The following is an 18,042-nucleotide window of genomic DNA, read 5'->3' as shown; positions in this document are numbered from 1 at the left end:
TTGAAACAAATAACTTCTGTTGATCCGAAAGTCTTGTTACAAACATTGATTGTTTCCGCTCAAATATTCGTGATCAACAGAAGCATATTCCATGTATTAATGAGATAGGTAAATACATTAATTAATGGAACGGAGTAACTATAAGGCAATCAAGCGGGACTAAAAACAGTTTGCTCGGTTTCGCTTCGCTACACATTTTAGCAAACAATTTTTAGCCCCTTATTGGGGCGTTATACGGGAGACAGAGTGTTGGTTAATATCGAAGTTGCTTTGGTAAACTCATTTACAATAAATGGAAAAGGCGGAAACCCTGCGGGTGTTGTCTTGAATGCCGACCAACTATCGGATACTCAAAAACTGAAAATTGCACAAGCTGTAGGATATTCAGAAACGGCTTTTGTTTCCAATGATGACGAAGTTGATTATGAAGTCTCTTTCTATACTACAACAGGCGAAGTTGACTTTTGCGGTCACGCTACATTAGCAACTTTTTCTATTCTGTACCAAAAAGGTATTCTTGCAGCAGGCTCTTATGTTCAACGCACGAAAGTTGGAATGTTACCAGTTATCATCGAGTCAAATGGTAAAGTAGTGATGGAGCAGCAATTACCGCAAAAATTAGATACCTTTCAATACCAAGAAATTTCAAAAATTATTGGTATTGAAAGCAGCATACTAGAAAGCACGAAATTACCTATTGAAGTTATTTCTACGGGGCTACCTGATGTGATTATTCCTGTCCCTAACGGATATTTAGATGTAATAGAACCAGATGATGAACTAATCGCTAACTTTTGCGAAAAACATAAAGTTGTTGGTTTTCATGTTTTTGAACTTTGTGAACCTGAAAGTAGACTTACAGCAAGCTGTCGTAATTTTGCTCCATTATTTGGTATCTCAGAAGAATCAGCTACGGGCAGCTCTAGTGGTGCTTTAGCATGTTATCTCACAGAGTATCTAGCTTTGGGATGTGACTATGTTTTTGAGCAAGGTAGAGCTATGGGTTGTACTTCTATAATTACAGCATCTGTTAAATCTGATAACTCTACTGTAATCAATGTGAAAGTTGGTGGTTTTGCGAGTATCATTGGTAAGGTGGTAATTCCCGTATAACAACACGCCCTGAGGTGGACAGCAAGCGCTAAAGCTCACTTTCCACCGCAAATTTTAACAGCGGTGATCCCTTACTTTTCAATGCGGTTAAGTAAGTTGATTCATCGTAGGGCGTATGTGTTTTCCAGCACCTAAATAGGATTCGTATCCACTTAAATGCCAATGATCTGATGATGGTATTATGAGGTTTTCCTTTGGCTTCTTGCTGCCGATAATAGGCTTTAGCCCAAAATGAATAACGCACAGATAATCCAGCCCATTCCACAAATGTTTGCCTTAAAAATTTAGTGCACGAGTATCGCCAGTGTATCCATTCCTTTTTGCCACTGCGTTCGGTTACTAGAGCAATGCCTGCGTATTTTTGGTAAGCGTCTAGCAAAGTGCACCTGCCAGTCACTCGTCAAAATGATTAAGCTATTTCCGAATTTCAATGAGGAGATAGTCATGAGAAAAACACGCAGCCTTGAACAGTGGCGCTGTATTATCGAAGAACAACAAGTCAGTAATTTAACTATCACTGACTATTGCCAGCAAAATGCTTTATCAAAAACAACTTTTTATGCCGCACGAAGTAAGCTTAATGAATCATCAGGCAGCTTTGTTCGCGCTAAAGTGACTAAACACGTTGACGTTATCGAACAGCAACAGTCAATCACCCTCACTATCGGCAAAGTAAACGTCAGCTTGCCACCCACAATGCCTGCCACTTATCTGAGTCAACTGTTACGCGAGCTTGCCTTATGAAAATGTTTGTCGAACCAAAAAGTATTTATTTACACCGCGAGGCCGTGGATTTTCGAAAATCCATTGATGGTCTAATCGCAATCGTTGAAGGCGAACTTGAGCGTGATGCTTATACTGGCGCATTATTCTTATTCTGCAATAAAGCGAAAGATAAACTCAAGCTCGTTTACTGGGATAAAACGGGGTTTGCTTTATGGTATAAGCGCTTAGAAAAACAAAAGTTTAAATGGCCAAATAAAATCAGCTTGCAGGAATTTGAACTCAGTCCTGAACAACTGGATTGGTTGTTGTCGGGATATGATGTGCTTGGTCATGAAGAATTGCAGTATCAATCGATGATCTAATCGATCATATTGACAGTAAATGATCGTTGCCACACCGTCTGTTTTATCTTTGCGTCAAGCAAGAAAACAGCGTCAAATTCTGTTAAATTGCGAACATGAAAATTGATGTACACTCACTTCCTGACGACCCAGAACAACTCAAGCGCATGGTGCTTGAGTTGCAACAGCTTATGGATGAAAAGTTAGCTGAAAAAGATGCGCAAATTCACGAATTACTGCAAGCTTATAACGCTAAGCTTGCCAAAGAGTACGCCAAGAAATCTGAAAAGATGCCGGGGGCAGGCGAAGTATTCAATGAAGCAGAAGATATTCTTGATGAACATGATAAAGCGCTATTGGCGACACCGGCCTCAGTAAAGAAAGAAAAAGCCAAACCGAAACGCCGCCCACTGCCGGCGCAGTTACCGCGAATTGAGGTGATTGTTGACCTTGAAGAGGATGGCAAAATGTGTGATTGCTGTCACAGCCCACTACATAAAATGGGTGAAAGCAGCAGTGAAGCGCTCGAGTTTGTGCCAGCGCATATCAAAGTTATCAAAACCATTCGTCCTAAATATACGTGCCGTCACTGTGAGCGTGAAGGCATTGAAAGTGTGGTAAAAACCGCCCTTATGCCCACAACAGCGATCCCAAAAAGCATCGCAACGCCCAGCTTGCTGAGCCAAATAATCATGTGTAAATATCAGTTTGGCTTACCGCTTTATCGTCAAGAAACATTGTTTGCCGATATCGGTATTGAGTTGAGTAGGCAAACCATGTCGAGTTGGATGCTACGCTGCGCAGACCTGCTGTCCCCCTTGTATCAACGCTTAAAAGAGGCGTTGTTATCTCAAGCAGTTATTCATGGTGATGAAACCCCGCTCAACGTTATTAACGCAGATAAAGCGACCAGCTATATGTGGTTGTATTGTTGTGGCGATGATAAACAGGGTAAAGGCACGAATATTGTCCTGTTTGATTATCATAACAGTCGCGCAGGACACTGTGTGGTTGATTTTCTTGATGGTTATCAAGACTATATGCAGGTAGATGGCTACAAGGCGTACGAGCAAACAAAAGCAACACTCGTGGCATGTCTAGCCCATATCCGTCGTAAATTCATCGAAGCGAAAGGGAAGAATAAAAAAACAGGTAAAGCGGATGTTGCACTCAACCTGATAGGCAAACTTTACGGTATTGAACAAAGCATCAAAGATAAAACGCACGATGAAAAATTCAATGTTAGGCAACAAAAAGCGAAACCAATCGTTGATGAATTGTATCGATGGTTGATAAAGCACAAAGATAAAATCCCTCCCAAAATGGCGCTAGGTAAAGCAATTAGCTATGCGATAAATCAGTTTGAGAAATTCAGGCGTTACCTCGATGATGGCAGGCTCAGTATTGATAATAACCGTGCAGAGCGAGCAATAAAACCGTTCGTGATAGGGCGAAAAAACTGGTTATTCTCAAATACCTGCAATGGTGCACATGCCAGCGCCATACTCTACAGTCTTGTTGAAACCGCAAAGGCAAATGACCTTGTGGTGCATGACTATATCTCTACTTGCTTACAGCACCTTGCTGAGCAGCCAGATAATCTAGCGCCACTGCTACCTTGGAACATTAAGCAAAGCTAGGTGCCGTTCATAGGTTGGATCTTAAGAAAACTTGAAGTTGAACTCTGTTAATGATCAAATAGTTACGCCAATAAAAACATGACTAAAAACAGAGTTCACATGCAGATTAACCAAGTTTCAAACCAATTAAAAGCCCTTATCTCAGAAAAACACCTCATTGAGCTTGCAAAAACCTCTGGATTTCAAGTTCGACACCGTTGCCTGTCGATCGTTTCTCTGCTCAAAGCCGTATTTAAAAGCTTATCTTGCCTGCAAGACGCTAACTTGTCAGATATCCATCAAAACTTGCGAACGCAGGCTGATTGCACGATAAGTTATAAACCCTTTCATAATCAAATTCGAAAACCAGCCTTGACTGAGCTTGTCCGTGAGCTCGTTATTCAAGCGATGTCTAAATTGACTGTAAACACGCTGGATAAAACCTTTTTTACCCAGCGAGGAATACAGCGAGTGTTATTGCAAGATGGTTCTTCATTTGCTCTACATGATGAATTAGCGCAGGTTTTTGCTGGTCGTTTTACTGCTGTAAGTCCTGCCGCAATTGAGTTGCACGTTACCTATGACCTATTTAATGAACAACCCTGCGAAATAGATATTCGTCCTGATGTTGAAACTGAGCGCGCCTTTTTACCAGGTAGCCACACACTTGAAGATACGTTATTACTTGCTGATGCTGGGTATTTTGACTTAGATTACTTTGAGCAAGTAGCTCAAGATGGCGGATATTTTTTGATCAGAGCAAATAAAAACATTAACCCAATCGTTACATCAGCTTATTGCGCGGGTATAGAACTTAAAGAAAAGAACATTAAAATCAAAACGTTACTCGATAAATTCGCAAGCCAACCACTTGAATTAACAGTACGTTGGAAGAAAAATGGGCCCGAGTACAGGCTTATCTATTTACCGAATGAAAAGCGCCCCGTTTTCCTTGTTACTAATTTAAAAGAGGCACAGTTTAGCTTTGACGAGCTACTCGATATATATGCAACTCGTTGGCAAATTGAGTTGTTTTTCAAAGAACTAAAGTCATGGAATAACCTTAAAGGGTTCATCACACGAGATCCTCATATTGCCGAATCATTGGTTTGGCTGAGCATACTGCAAACACTTATCAAGCGTTTTATCTGCCATAGTGCAGCGGGTATGTTTAAGTGTGCGATCTCGACATTTAGAGCGAGTAAGTGCAGTTATCTTTGGTTGGATGATATTCTGGATTGCATAGAACAAACACGGTGCAGCCATAAGATACATCGTGTATTTGAGCTACTAGCGGTAAATTGTAAGCGGCAAAGCATTGAGAAAAACAATGATATTTGCCGTTTTAAGATAGGAAGTCACACGGTCTGTGTTCCTTAAGAACTAAGCTATGAGGTGCCGTTAGCTATACGCTTACTATTTTTGTATGTCAGCGGCGCACTTATAGCGGTCACGATTTGACCCCATAGCGGCTAATAATCGAGGTGCTAATTGTGGCCCCGCCCCAGGTAAACTATCAAAAATAGCGCGATCTGTATGTTGCTTATAAAGTGTTTTAATTTCGTCATCAAATCGTGTTATTGCCAACATTAGCTGTTTAAGTTGCGGAACGAGGCATTCAATAAGTAATAAGTTTGGCGTGATCACCGCCATATCTTCGGTGAGAATTTCAGCATCTTTTATTTCTTTTATCCGCTTTTCATTAACGAGTGGGTAGCGGGAATTATGTTGATTAAAGAAGTCGAGTAGTGTTTGTTTCCTCGCTTTTTTAGCGTGAGCAAGAGAGGGCCAGCGCAGTAAGAAGTCACAGAATATTTGAGTGTCTTTTTCTTTAAACCAATCAATCACGTGGGGATAATAATTTTTTAGCGTTGTGGCTATTTTATTGGTTAAATTAACACGATCTTGTACTAGGGGCTGTTGATCTTTGTAGTATATATATTAATCAGCCCATATTGGTAGCCACATCATAGTGAATGCTAAAGCGAGCATGGAATGATAATTCCGCTCAAGCTTTTCATACCGTGTGGCTATCCCTCTATATTGTTTGATCCGACCAAAGGCATTCTCAACTAAGTGCCTATATTTGTACATGCACCAGTCAATATCTTCATTACCCACTAAACTGTTATCCTTGCGTGGAATAACGGGTGTAGCGCTATTGTCACGAATAAACTCTCTTAGTTTTTCACTATCGTAGCCTTTATCTGCGACAACAACATTACTCGTTGGGCAATTGGCTACAAGTGACTCTGCATGGACGATATCATGCGTATTTCCACAGGATAATTCATAATAAACAGGCAATCCTCCGCTATCTACTGCAAGATGAATTTTAGTCGAATTACCACCTCGACTCTTACCGATTGATTCATTGTCAGCGGTTCTTGCACCGCAACTATGCTGGTGAGCCCTGACAATACTGCCATCAATAAAGATCCAATCCATATCAGCATAGTGGGATAACACTCGAAATAATTCATTCAAAATATCTTTTTTGGACCATAAATTAAATCGTCTATAAATAGCACTCCACGAGCCGAAATAAGACGGTAAATCTCGCCAAGGAATACCGGTACGCATCTTATAGAGTATGCCTTCGAGCGTTTTTCTATGCTCAGGCTTATTATAAATTCGACCACTTAAGTGCATTACTTTTGATAAGACATTCCATGTCGCGTCTGTTAACATTAATCTTGGCATGAGGGTTCGGTGTAACGTTTTTTAGCGAATTCAATTATACCTTATCCTTATGCTGTTTGTTTTTTATACCGCAAAGATCAACACGCCCTAGTTTACGTCTGTATTCGACAAGCTGCGCAAGACACCTAACGTCCTCTGAATCCGGCCTAATAACCGTTAATTTATCCATATGAAGTTGTAAGATTTCAACTTGAATAATTGCATCAGTAGGATCATCTTTCGCCCCGCTGTGCGTAAATGCAGCACGGTATTTAGCAACACTTGATGGGTTAATCACAAATAATACAATGTGCTTAAATTTACTGAGTGCATATATAAGTGGGCCTTTTTTTAGCTCACAGAACTAACAGTGACATATATGGACGCTCCCTTGAAGTCAAGACGAGCTAATGTATAAACATCAAAATTGATGCCTTTATTCTATTATCACGTATCTCATATCACAGTAATGATGCGTCACAAGCTTGCTGAAAAGCAAAGGTACTGACATATATTCGAGCTATGGTGTCATGGTTATCATGCGCCATGCTCCTAATGAGCTTCGTACCAAGGGACCTAAAAAATATTCACCCAAGCGAGATTAAATCTCGTGTCTTTATCTGGTTAACCTTGGTTAGCGTGCGCTTTTTATTTCATTATAAGTGAAGTACATACAGGATAAGTGTATGTTACGACTTAAGTGCCCAAACACCCACTCAGGTTTTAAAACCTATGTCATAACCAGGCTGTCTTAAGTCGTAAACTCGGGTGTGATTGGCGTGTAAAATACGCATAATTAAGCATCCTTCTGTGTATTTTGCACAAACTGAGGTGAGTAGAGAGTTTGCTTGGTCAGCAATATCCACATCAGTCGAGCCAATCTGTGTGCGGTGGCGACCACCACACAATTAAAGTGTTTTTTCTCGCGTAATTGATTTATCCACTGGCTTAGCGCATCTGTTTTATGGTGGCTTCTGGCGATAAGGGCGCGAGCACCGTGAATAAGTTGTTTTCGTAGGTAACTGTTGCCGCGCTTAGTAATACCAGACATTTTACTTTTATCGCCTGACGCATATTGTTTAGGTGTTAATCCTAGCCACACCCCGAGTTCTTTTGCGCTCTTAAATGCCTGACCGTTCCCGATTGATGCTGCATAAGCAGAGGCATTGAGTACACCCACGCCAGGAATGGAGTGAAGTATTTTAGCGTTTGTATCCCGTTCAACGTGTGCAGTAAGCATCGCTTCAATAGCTTTAATGCGTTTAACAAGGGTTTTGTACTCAGTGTAAATATCACTCACCATAATGCGCAGCTGAGGGCGAAGCTCAGAATCACTTTCTAACGCAATTATCCCTTGCTGAAACGCCTTAATACCGACAGGAAATACATACCCAAAATCGACCAATAAACCGCGTAATTGGTTGGTTGCAGCAATCCTGTTTTGCAGAAGTCGCTCACGTATCTTATGGAGCATGAGTATTTCTTGCTGAGCTTCGGTTTTAATAGGAACGAATTTAATATTAGGGCGTAAGCTTGCTTCATAGATAGCAAGGGCATCGTTACTATCATTTTTATTGCCGCGAACAAAGGGGGTAACGTGTTGTGCAGGAATAAGGTCAACGGTATGACCGTAAGACGTAAATACTCTCCCCCAGTAGTGGGAAGAATAACAGGCTTCCATCACCACGCGACACGGTGGGGCATTTGCCATGAAGGCGTTGAGTTTAGGTCTGTTTAAGCGTTTATTGCATTCTCTTTTGTGATGATGATTAAAGCCAGCGACTTGGAATACATTTTTTGCCAAATCAATTGATAATGTGCTAATTTTCATGATGGACGTTCCCTTTAACTGAGTGTGAGTTAACCAGTTTGGCGCATTGACGCCGTTTAGGGGAGCGTCCATCTCATCACCCATCCTAAATTTTGCTCTTTTCAAAATTTAGGACTTCGTTTTAGTTGGTGCAAAAAATGAGCAGGGTATCTTATGGCAATTGCAAGAAAGCGTCAAGTAAGTTTGGTTGATACAAAGTACTACCACTGTATTTCACGTTGCGTGCGTCGTGCGTTTTTGTGCGGTGAAGACCATTTTACGGGTCAATCTTACGAGCACCGCAGAGGCTGGGTTGAAGACAAACTGCTTGAGTTAGCCAAGGTGTTTTGTATTGACGTCTGTGCTTATGCCGTTATGAGTAACCACACGCATTTAGTGTTGTATGTTGATGATAAACAGGCAAATAGGCTGAATGATAAAGCGATTGTTATTCGCTGGCACAAGCTGTGCAAAGGCACATTGTTAACGCAAAAGTACATACAGGGTGAAAGGCTAAGTAAAGTTGAGCTTATCTTTTTTAATCAAACAGTAAAGGAATATCGAGAGCGTCTATCAAGTATTAGTTGGTTTATGCGGGTGTTAAATGAAGACATTGCGCGCAGGGCAAATAAAGAAGATAACTGCACTGGCAGGTTTTGGGAGGGACGTTTTAGTTCGCAAGCGTTATTAGATGAAGCCGCATTGGCGGCCTGCATGGCGTATGTAGATTTAAACCCCATTAGAGCCAAAATGGCAAAGACACCAGAAGAATCAGACCATACCAGTGCTCAAGTACGGCTAATATGCGCAAAAGAAGGCAAGCAGCCAAAACAATTACTCCGCTTTGCAGGCATGCCACGTCAAATCATGCCAAAAGGGCTACCCTTCGAGCTTAAATCGTACCTTGAACTTGTTGAGTTAACAGGACGTTGTATACGAGAAGACAAACGAGGGTATATTGAGAGTATACAGTTACCCTTACTCGAAAGAGTCAATATTTCCTCTGAAAACTGGTTGAAACTCACCACACAATTTACATGCGTATTTCATGGTGCAGTAGGCAGACCAACCTCACAAGCAAGTTATTGTGAAAATTTAAACAGAAAACGGCGAGCGAATATCAGTAACTGCGAAAAGCTACTCGCATAAAACGTACAACTTAGCAAAAAATTAACACTGCATAATGCGGAGCATTTTCATGCGCGTAATTTAGGTTTAAGAGTACAAATAACTTATTTACTGGATGAAATGAAAGTAACCCAATAGTAAAAGATAAATTTTTAGCTGAAAAAGTAAATTTAATAGCACAGTTTTATTTGTTTAATTAGAGTGGCTGTCTAGTTTAGTCAATTGCTTGATAAAGAGTTTGAAGGGCACATTCTTAGTTTTATGATAGAAGGTGGTAATAAAATTATTTTTGCATTTAACAATAATATACCTTCATTGAGTAAAGATGAATTATTTGATAAAGCAATCGCGTTACAAAGAATAATAAATGTACCAATGACACGTTATGCTGAACTGTTATTTAATCACGTTTAATAAAAACAAGTGACAATAACTTTAGTGGCTTAATTTGCAGCAGACGTTTGGTATTTAGGCAAGGCAGAGCCTATGGTGTGTGGTGTTCCCCATAAATAGGCGATAACGCAGCATAAATTCGCAAATATAAACAGAGTACTCATTTGGTAAACTCGATACAATATTCTGCCGCCTCCATTTGTATTTGCGTTTCATAAAAATCACTGGGTAGTTGTATATCATGTTGAAGGTTTTTTGCGCTGAGTGTTTGTATGTTCTTCATGAGTGCTTGGCGCTTTTTAATCCATTCATTTGGAAATATCGGATTATTGATAAGGTGCGATAAAGCCCTAAATTCAAAGTATATAGTTCTGCGTATTGCTTGAGCTTCCTGCCTTGCTGATGAATGAACTGTATTTACATGATGTATTACTACGTCTCCTGCACAGGCTGTAACATCTAAGCTCTTTAACTCCGAATTTGTTAACTGGCGTTTTATATCGCACACACTTAATGGGCTAAAATGAGAACGAGGGATCACCTTTAAAGCCCCATGTTCTGCTTTTGCGTCATCTAAATATATACCGACAGTTATAATTGGTGTTTGCGTGCTTACGGGCATATCACGGTGCCAATCAAAACCGTGCGTATCTTGTGAATGCTTAATTACAATTGATTCATAGGTCGGTAAAGCGGGTTCACCAATTAAAGCCTCAACGTAATTCATGAGTTTAGTATGTGCTAATAAGCAAGCGAATTGAGGTTCAAATAGAAAAAGTGAATTGATACGCGATATATATGGGGTATCCGCATTTTGGGTGATGGCAATATTATCGAGTGATTGTCCTAAAAAGTAGTGTGACTTTGCCTTATCATCCAAATGCTGGCAAAAGTTTTGAAGTTTAGCAATTGTACTAGGTTCAATTAATTGTTTAATTAATACAAAGCCTTGCTGTTTAAACTGTTCTGACACCAAGTTAGTTTGCATATTAAAAGTTTCCTTTTAGTAATATCACACCAATATATTTTGCCAAAGTTTAACGGCGTTACTGCATTTAATTCATTTACTATTAATGACAATATTGGCTCAAAAGTGGTTTAATCTTGAAGTATGTAAAGTACTAATAAAGTCAGATTTATACAACGATACGCAGCTCATACTTATAGTACCTTCAGGGCGGGATCACACTTTGTAAATAAACAAATTTTATGATCTAATACCATAAATTTCATCACCTTAAACTTATTATGTCACTCTTCTCACATTTAGAACTCGTCAAAGATAATCGTTCACATATAAATCAGCACCATAACTTAGTTGATGTGCTTTTTCTTATTATTACTGCCGTTACATCAGGGTGTGAAAATTTCTAGTTCTTTTCTAATAACTCTTTTCTAATAACTCTTTTCTTATAATTTCAGCTCCAGCGCTCAAGGCATTTAGTTTACCTCTCGCTATATGGTGAGGTAGTGGAGCCATGCCGCAGTTTGTACACGGATAGAGCTTGTCGGCATCTACAAATTGCAGTGCTTTACGTAGCGTACTTGCTACTTCTTCTGGTGTTTCGATAGTGTGGCTTGCTACATCAATTGCGCCTACCATTACTTTTTTACCACGAATGAGTTCTAGTAAATCCATTGGTACATGCGAGTTATGGCACTCTAGTGAGATAATATCGATATTAGATTGCTGAAGCTTAGGGAATGCCTCTTCGTACTGTCGCCATTCATTGCCAAGTGTTTTTTTCCAATCTGTATTGGCTTTAATGCCGTAGCCATAGCAAATATGCACGGCGGTTTCGCATTTAAGACCTTCAATTGCGCGCTCTAAACAGGCGATTCCCCAGTCGTTCACTTCATCAAAAAATACGTTAAACGCGGGCTCATCAAATTGGATGATATCAACGCCTGCGGCTTCTAATTCTTTTGCTTCTTGATTGAGAATTATGGCAAATTCCCACGCTAGTTTTTCGCGGCTTTTATAATGATCGTCGTAAAGCGTGTCAATCATTGTCATTGGGCCTGGCAATGCCCATTTTATTGGTTGCTTGGTTTGCTTGCGTAAAAATTTAGCGTCTTCAACAAACACAGACTTTTGGCGGCTCACAGGACCAACAACGGTGGGTACACTTGCGTCGTATCGGTCGCGAATTTTTACTGTTTTACGTTTTTCAAAATCAACACCGTTTAGGTGCTCTATAAACGTAGTTACAAAATGCTGTCTTGTTTGCTCGCCATCGCTAACAATATCAATACCTGCTTGTTGTTGGTCGAATAATGACAAACGAAGGGCGTCGTGCTTACCTTGGGTTAATTCGTTACCTTGTAATTTCCAAGGTGACCAAAGTGTTTCTGGCTCTGCAAGCCATATGGGCTTAGGTAAACTCCCAGCGGTAGATGTAGGTAGTAATTTTTTCATAATAAATAATGCCGTATATTTTAGTTAATTATTAAACGTAGCGTTAAGCGCGTTATTACTGGTTGTTACTATTAGTTGTTATGACAGATAGCGAGTAGAGAATTGCTCAAGAACTCTTTGGTACGGCTTGATAAAATGCTCTTGTGCAAATTTGCCTTGTTCATTTGCTAACTTGCCGCGCTCTTCTCGGTCATACACAATTTGCGTTAGTGAGTGATCCAAGTTTTTTAAGTTTGGTTTATATGATTTACCCGCTGTTGCATTGGCATTATAAATCTCTGGTCTGTAGATTTTTTGAAACGTTTCCATCGTACTAATGGTGCTTATAAGCTCAAGATTGCTGTAATCATTAAGTAAATCACCAAAGAAAAACAATGCTAAAGGCGCTGCACTATTTTGTGGCATAAAGTAACGTACCTGTAAGCCCATTTTTTTGAAGTATTGCTCAGTTAAAGACGATTCATTTGGCTCGTATTCTACGCCAAGTACCGGGTGTTGGTTTTCGGTGCGGTTATAGGTTTTGTTATCTGACACACTTAGGCATATAACCGGTGGTTTTTTAAAGTTTTGTTTGTATGTACCCGAATTTACGAATGACTGAAATAGCTTGCCATGTAATACCCCAAAGTCATCAGGAATACTAAATTGAGACTTGCCTTTATTGTGCTCTTGTAGGAGTACGCTAAAGTCGTAGTCGCGTACATACGATGAAAAGTTGTTTCCTACAATGCCTTCAATGCGCTTATTAGTTTTATGATCAACAATGTTTGTTTTTAATATTTCGATTGATGGGAAGCTTTCGCCGCCATCTTCAATACCTATTTCAACAGAGATAATTTCAAGCTCAACAGCATAACGCTCACCTTTGGTGTTATCCCAATGGGCTAGGGCATTAAAACGGTTGTTAATCATGTTTAAGGCGTTACGCAAGTTTGCTTTGCGGTATTCACCTCTGGCTAAATTAGCAAAGTTGGTTGTGATACGCGTATTAGTTGATGGATGATAATTTTCGTCGAGTGAAACGCTCTTTATATTAAATGTAAAATCTTTTTTCATCGTGTTTATATCCAATTTTATAATTTAAACCTGATTGATGCTTTGCGCTTTATTAACCTTGCAACTTACTTAGCTGGTTTTGTTATTCAGCTGCTTTAAGTTGTTAGTAGTGTTTAGCGCTAAGGGATGAGTAATTTATACGTTGATTGGTATATGAAGAAAAACGGTTTAATTTCACATAAAACATGAGTCATATTCATTAATCATTATTGTTAGATTCGATTACGTAGCAGTTGACGAAAAAAAGGCACAAATCAGTAAAAATAACGGATAGATGTTTAGCCGTTTAGACTTCTTTGGTGGTGGTGTGCACTTTATTCATGTTGAGCATGAGGAATATTCAAAGGGGTTTTTTATAGCTATAACAGTACATTAGCCAAATTTCAGTATGTTAAGTCGTTGTTTTTACTAAGAGTCATCACTGGATAAGTTTTAATTAGCTATGAAGGCAGACACTTCAGCTGATCTGAATAATAAACAGACCTTTTTGAGTACGTATATAAATGCCTGTAAATTAATAAAAGCGCTATAAATCATATTAATAGCAATGGCAGTACGTTAACTAAGTTATACTCGTTTTTCATCACCTCACCTATTGAGTATTCGTGGATATCAAAGGCACTTGTATTGCATCAACTATTGATGAGCATGGCCCTGTTTATATATATCAAACAAAAAAGAATCTAATTCTCAGCTTTGACGGAAAAATTTATCAAAGCTGTATTAAATTAAATAATATTAACGGGTTAAGCTTAGCTTATACGCAAGCTATGATGGCTGCGCTTTTTTTTATACCAAATTTAAAAACCGCGATGATAATGGGGCTTGGGGCGGGCTCTATAGCAAAAAGTCTTTATCATGCGTTTCCTGCACTGACTATACATACCGTTGAATACCGTAAAGCAGTTGCTGATATGGCTATAAAATATTTTGAAGTTCCTGTGTCAGAACGTTTGTTTATTCACATTGATGATGCGGCAAACTACATGAAAAAAGCGCAGATAAAAACGGATGTTATTTTTTCTGATTTATACAGCTCAGATGGGATGGAATCAGATCAGGTGCAATCATCCTACTTACGTGATTGTAAAAATGCGCTCACTTTTGATGGTGTTTTAGTACTTAATATTTGCCATACCAAAGCTGGGCAAAGAGAAGCGTTCGATCAACTACTTGAGAAAGAATTTGCAGGACAGATATTTAGTTTTATTATTGAAGGCGGCAATAAAATTGTTTTTGCTTTTAACAATAAAATGCCAGTACTTAGTGAGGATGAATTACTCGCTAAGGCTTACGCGTTACAAAAATTAATAAACGTACCAATGACGCGCTATGCCGAGCTTTTATTTAATTAAAAATGGTTAGTTTGATGTACTGTTAAATGGCGCGTTTAAATCCATCCGTCTATCTGTTGTTCATTTAAACTTGGTTAAACTAATCATACTCAGAATAAAAATAATAAAGTACATACCCGTACGGAAACACGCATACATGGATTACTGTAAAAATATAATCGCTAAATTTATAAGCGCGATGCAAAAGCGGCCTGGATTATTGGCTGTGTTGGCGTTTTTGTCGGGCGTTGCCAGCTTTGCACTTGTAGATAGAAAAGAGTCTCTTTCGCAAGTTATTGCGATATTTTTACTTATTAGTTGGTTGTGGCTAATTATTGATAATTGGCTACGAGACAAAGTAGAAGAAAAATTTGGTGTGGCTGTATCTCCTAATGTAATGCGTTTTGCGCTACAAATGGTGCAACAAGAAAGCCTATTTTTTGCTTTGCCGTTTTTTTAGCGGTTACGCAGTGGGACCATCCTCAAGCATTTTTTACCTCCCTCATTGTTTTGTGTGCGGTTATATCGGTAATCGACCCCTTTTATTATACCTAAATTCGGATAATAAGTGCAATTTCTCAGATTAGATGGCCAGCTGTTATAATTCGGCCATTCTCTCGCCAAAGGAAATTGCTTTAATGAAATATAAACAGCTGACACAAGCAGAAAGATACCAGATTTACGCGTTAATAAAAGCAGGAAATAACCAAAAACAGATAGCTGATGAACTCACTCGTTCACCGTCATCTATCTCTAGAGAGTTAAAACGCAATAAAGGGCTTAAAGGCTATCGACCTAACCAAGCCAATAATTTTGCAGAGCAAAGACGCAAGTCATCTTTCAAAGCAAGTAAGTTAACAGATGATGTTACTGACTGGATTAATAAATTGTTGGTTGACGGACTTTCGCCAGAGCAGGAGGCAGGCCGCTTAGCTTTAGAGAAAAAGGTCGTTTTGCATCATGAAACGATTTATCAATATATTTACAGAGACAAGGCTCGTGGTGGTGAACTACATAAGACACTCACTCGTGCATGTAAAAAGTATAAAAAACGCTATGGAAGCTACGATAAACGTGGACAGATAGTTAATCGAGTCAGTATTGATGAACGCCCAAGTATTGTGGATTCAAAGTCTAGGATTGGTGATTGGGAGGGCGATACAGTGATAGGCAAAGGGCGTAAAAATGCCCTTGTTACAATGGTTGAACGTAAAACGTTATATACAGTCGTTCACAGAATTGAAAGCAAGCATGCGAAAATAACAGCCGATGCGCTGATCAAGTGTATGACACCCTATAAAGGTAAGGTTATTACCGTGACTTTAGATAATGGAAAAGAGTTTGCTCACCATGAGCATGTTGCACAAAAATTAGAAGCGGATGTGTATTTCGCTCACCCATATTCATCATGGGAGCGGGGCATAAATGAGAATACCAACGGCTTACTTAGACGCTTCTTCCCCAAGGGAACTGACTTTATGTCGCTAAGTGAAGCAGAAATACAGGCGGCAGTTGATAAGCTCAACCATCGGCCAAGAAAAACAAGAGGGTATAAAACCCCTCATGAGTTATTTACGGGGCAATCAGAAGTTCTGGTGGCTGCATAATGATTGCACTTAATACTTGAATTCAAGGGACCAAAACTTAATACACTTCGTACTAAATAAGTAATTAGCTTGAAATGAAAATTAAGATAAGGAGGTCTTAATTAGCACGCACTTGTTTATGAGGTACTTTATGAAACACCAGCATTTATTATATTTATCAGGCGCTGCTATTATATTTAGCACAGGCGGTTTTGCTTTATCTATGGAAAAGGTTGAGCAAAGTAATGTCGAAGCAACCATGCATGTAGAAACCATTGTACTTGGATCTGGTTGTTTTTGGGGAGCCGAAAAACGCTACGAAGCGCTTAATGGCGTTATTGATGCTGAGTCGGGTTACGCTGACGGCAAGGGCTTTAAAGCAACCTATAGAAACATTACTGATCAGTCTCGTCGTTTTGACGAGAACAACTATGCTGAAGTTGTACAAGTTATGTATAACAGCAATATAATTTCAGCAGAAGATCTATTAAAAAAATATTTTGAAAGTCACGATCCTACGCAAAAAAATCGCCAAGGTAACGATATCGGTACGCAATATCGCTCAATCGTATTAACGACTACCGATGCGCAGGCTAAAGTTGCAGAGCAAGTTAAGTCGCAATATCAGCAACTTTTAACAGATGCGAGCTATGGCAAAATTGAAACGGTTATTAAACCGCTTCAAGGCTTTGTATCGGCAGAAGAGTATCATCAAAATTATCTAGAAAAGAACCCTAATGGCTATTGCCCTGATCATTCTACCGGTGTGGTTTTTAATAAAGCACCCGTAGAAAAAGTGGATAACAGTGCCTTACTGACGGGTAAACAAATAGTGATTTTAGATTCACGTGAATACTGCCCATACTGTGAAAAATTCAAAAAAGCAGTTGCAAATGATTATAAAGGGACAATACCCATGACATTTCGCCATGCTGACCAACTTAAAGGTTTAACTATTAAGTCAGCCACATGGGCAACGCCGACTATTTTGTTTTTAGAAAATGGCGTTGAAGTATATGGCCGTCAAGGTTACGCAACGCCTGAAGAATTTTATAAAGCATTAGGCGCATTCAAGTTAGGTAATAGCGACGCTTACAAGGTCGCGTTTAATGCACGAACAGATAGGTCATATTGTCAAGAGTACAAAGAGTTTAAAAATGTTTCAGATGGCACTTTTGTGGATAAGTTAAGCGGTGAACCTTTATTTGATACAAATGATAGCTTTAACTCCGGCACGGGCTGGTTGTCGTTTATTCATCCAGTAAAGAACAATGTAACACAGCATGACGACAGTAGTTGGGGTATGACACGCATTGAGCTTCGCTCAAAAAGTACTGGTATACACTTAGGGCACTTGTTCCCAGGTGAAGGTCCAAGAGGGCGCGATCGCTATTGTATTAACGCAACAGTACTTGATTTTGTACCGCGAGATAAAAGTTAAATTAAAATTATTCCAGACATAATTTAATTTTCAAAAATATTAACTAAGGTTGTAATCTAAAAGCTCAACACGCCCTAGTAAGCTTTAACTTACTAGGGTTGTTGAGCTTTTAGGATTAAATTCGTTCTATCTAGTGGGGGTAATCGCGGCGAAAGGTTTGGTACTTATACTTTGTGAACGGCTATGTATGGCTAATATCAACACATTATAAGTTTTGTTTTGCCTAAAAATAAAACATGCCGTTGAAAATTAAACCTTTAGAGATAACAGTTCCTAAAGTATTTAACTTATATTCTATATATATTATGTAGTTGCAAGTAAATAAAAATAGCTCAAGCTAAGTCACCACCTAACTTGAACTATTTTTCACACTGACAATATCTTCACACACAAT

General features: G+C 39.2%; 16 protein-coding genes and 4 pseudogenes. 12 read left to right on the top strand and 8 right to left on the bottom strand.

The annotated features are described in order from the left end of the window. Nucleotides 1-246: 246 nt before the first annotated feature. Complete coding sequence (locus AC0VZ4_RS10410) at nucleotides 247-1,113, top strand: PhzF family phenazine biosynthesis protein (RefSeq protein ID WP_475439615.1); 867 nt, start codon at nucleotides 247-249, stop codon at nucleotides 1,111-1,113. 28 nt (nucleotides 1,114-1,141) lie between these two features. Here the strand turns inward: AC0VZ4_RS10410 and AC0VZ4_RS10405 are convergent. Beyond that, nucleotides 1,142-1,477, bottom strand: a pseudogene (locus AC0VZ4_RS10405) (transposase); the annotation flags it as partial. 80 nt (nucleotides 1,478-1,557) lie between these two features. Between AC0VZ4_RS10405 and tnpA the strand changes: the two are divergent. From tnpA to AC0VZ4_RS10385, 4 genes are all read left to right on the top strand, one after another. Next, complete coding sequence (tnpA, locus tag AC0VZ4_RS10400; protein WP_475439614.1) at nucleotides 1,558-1,857, top strand: IS66 family insertion sequence element accessory protein TnpA; 300 nt, start codon at nucleotides 1,558-1,560, stop codon at nucleotides 1,855-1,857. Beyond that, nucleotides 1,854-2,201, top strand: coding sequence for an IS66 family insertion sequence element accessory protein TnpB (tnpB, locus tag AC0VZ4_RS10395; RefSeq protein ID WP_475439613.1), 348 nt, complete (start codon nucleotides 1,854-1,856; stop codon nucleotides 2,199-2,201). The genes tnpA and tnpB overlap by 4 nt, the downstream gene beginning before the upstream one ends. Before the next feature lie 95 nt (nucleotides 2,202-2,296). Further along, nucleotides 2,297-3,820 (top strand): IS66 family transposase, encoded by a 1,524-nt coding sequence (gene tnpC / locus AC0VZ4_RS10390; RefSeq protein ID WP_475439612.1) that lies wholly within the window; start codon nucleotides 2,297-2,299, stop codon nucleotides 3,818-3,820. Between the two features lie 99 nt (nucleotides 3,821-3,919). After that, nucleotides 3,920-5,179, top strand: a complete 1,260-nt coding sequence (locus tag AC0VZ4_RS10385) for an IS4 family transposase (protein ID WP_337119945.1) — start codon at nucleotides 3,920-3,922, stop codon at nucleotides 5,177-5,179. Nucleotides 5,180-5,215: 36 nt separating this feature from the next. Here the strand turns inward: AC0VZ4_RS10385 and AC0VZ4_RS10380 are convergent, their stop codons facing one another. From AC0VZ4_RS10380 to AC0VZ4_RS10365, 4 genes and pseudogenes are all read right to left on the bottom strand, one after another. Further along, nucleotides 5,216-5,647 carry an IS110 family transposase gene (locus tag AC0VZ4_RS10380; RefSeq protein ID WP_475439611.1) on the bottom strand — a complete coding sequence of 144 codons (432 nt, stop codon included), beginning with the start codon at nucleotides 5,645-5,647 and terminating at the stop codon, nucleotides 5,216-5,218. Nucleotides 5,648-5,740: 93 nt separating this feature from the next. After that, nucleotides 5,741-6,502, bottom strand: coding sequence for an IS5 family transposase (locus AC0VZ4_RS10375; RefSeq protein WP_475439610.1), 762 nt, complete (start codon nucleotides 6,500-6,502; stop codon nucleotides 5,741-5,743). 55 nt (nucleotides 6,503-6,557) lie between these two features. Beyond that, nucleotides 6,558-6,842, bottom strand: a pseudogene (locus tag AC0VZ4_RS10370) (IS110 family transposase); the annotation flags it as partial. Nucleotides 6,843-7,277: 435 nt separating this feature from the next. Next, nucleotides 7,278-8,312 (bottom strand): IS110 family RNA-guided transposase, encoded by a 1,035-nt coding sequence (locus AC0VZ4_RS10365; RefSeq protein ID WP_033031807.1) that lies wholly within the window; start codon nucleotides 8,310-8,312, stop codon nucleotides 7,278-7,280. Between the two features lie 153 nt (nucleotides 8,313-8,465). Between AC0VZ4_RS10365 and AC0VZ4_RS10360 the strand changes: the two genes are divergently transcribed. Beyond that, nucleotides 8,466-9,440, top strand: a complete 975-nt coding sequence (locus AC0VZ4_RS10360) for a transposase (RefSeq protein WP_033031893.1) — start codon at nucleotides 8,466-8,468, stop codon at nucleotides 9,438-9,440. Between the two features lie 201 nt (nucleotides 9,441-9,641). Then, nucleotides 9,642-9,833, top strand: a complete 192-nt coding sequence (locus AC0VZ4_RS10355) for a hypothetical protein (RefSeq protein ID WP_045984394.1) — start codon at nucleotides 9,642-9,644, stop codon at nucleotides 9,831-9,833. Between the two features lie 139 nt (nucleotides 9,834-9,972). Here AC0VZ4_RS10355 and AC0VZ4_RS10350 read toward each other — a convergent pair whose 3' ends face one another. Continuing rightward, nucleotides 9,973-10,800: a phytanoyl-CoA dioxygenase family protein gene (locus AC0VZ4_RS10350; RefSeq protein WP_475439609.1), complete on the bottom strand. Its 828-nt coding sequence runs from the start codon at nucleotides 10,798-10,800 to the stop codon at nucleotides 9,973-9,975. A gap of 260 nt (nucleotides 10,801-11,060) precedes the next feature. Between AC0VZ4_RS10350 and AC0VZ4_RS10345 the strand changes: the two are divergent. Continuing rightward, nucleotides 11,061-11,171: pseudogene (locus tag AC0VZ4_RS10345) on the top strand (ISAs1-like element ISPsesp1 family transposase); the annotation flags it as partial. A gap of 22 nt (nucleotides 11,172-11,193) precedes the next feature. Here AC0VZ4_RS10345 and AC0VZ4_RS10340 read toward each other — a convergent pair. Then, complete coding sequence (locus AC0VZ4_RS10340) at nucleotides 11,194-12,231, bottom strand: methionine synthase (RefSeq protein ID WP_475439608.1); 1,038 nt, start codon at nucleotides 12,229-12,231, stop codon at nucleotides 11,194-11,196. A 78-nt stretch (nucleotides 12,232-12,309) separates the two neighbouring features. Further along, a complete protein-coding gene (locus AC0VZ4_RS10335; RefSeq protein WP_475439607.1) occupies nucleotides 12,310-13,287 on the bottom strand; it encodes a DUF1852 domain-containing protein in 978 nt (325 codons plus the stop codon). Between the two features lie 605 nt (nucleotides 13,288-13,892). On the opposite strand from AC0VZ4_RS10335, the gene AC0VZ4_RS10330 reads away from it, so the two are divergent. The 4 genes and pseudogenes from AC0VZ4_RS10330 to msrA all read left to right on the top strand — a co-directional run bounded on the left by AC0VZ4_RS10330 (nucleotide 13,893) and on the right by msrA (nucleotide 17,648). Then, on the top strand, nucleotides 13,893-14,642 hold the full coding sequence (locus AC0VZ4_RS10330) for a spermidine synthase (RefSeq protein ID WP_475439606.1): 750 nt from the start codon (nucleotides 13,893-13,895) through the stop codon (nucleotides 14,640-14,642). A 136-nt stretch (nucleotides 14,643-14,778) separates the two neighbouring features. Further along, nucleotides 14,779-15,170 (top strand): annotated as a pseudogene (locus AC0VZ4_RS10325) (DUF5924 family protein); the annotation flags it as partial. Between the two features lie 89 nt (nucleotides 15,171-15,259). Continuing rightward, nucleotides 15,260-16,228, top strand: coding sequence for an IS30 family transposase (locus tag AC0VZ4_RS10320; protein ID WP_475441638.1), 969 nt, complete (start codon nucleotides 15,260-15,262; stop codon nucleotides 16,226-16,228). Nucleotides 16,229-16,358: 130 nt separating this feature from the next. After that, nucleotides 16,359-17,648 carry a peptide-methionine (S)-S-oxide reductase MsrA gene (gene msrA / locus AC0VZ4_RS10315; RefSeq protein WP_475439605.1) on the top strand — a complete coding sequence of 430 codons (1,290 nt, stop codon included), beginning with the start codon at nucleotides 16,359-16,361 and terminating at the stop codon, nucleotides 17,646-17,648. Nucleotides 17,649-18,042 lie beyond the last annotated feature (394 nt).

Source organism: Pseudoalteromonas sp. QJM3NY_22 (assembly GCF_056173065.1).
This window is presented reverse-complemented; position numbering and strand designations above follow the sequence as displayed.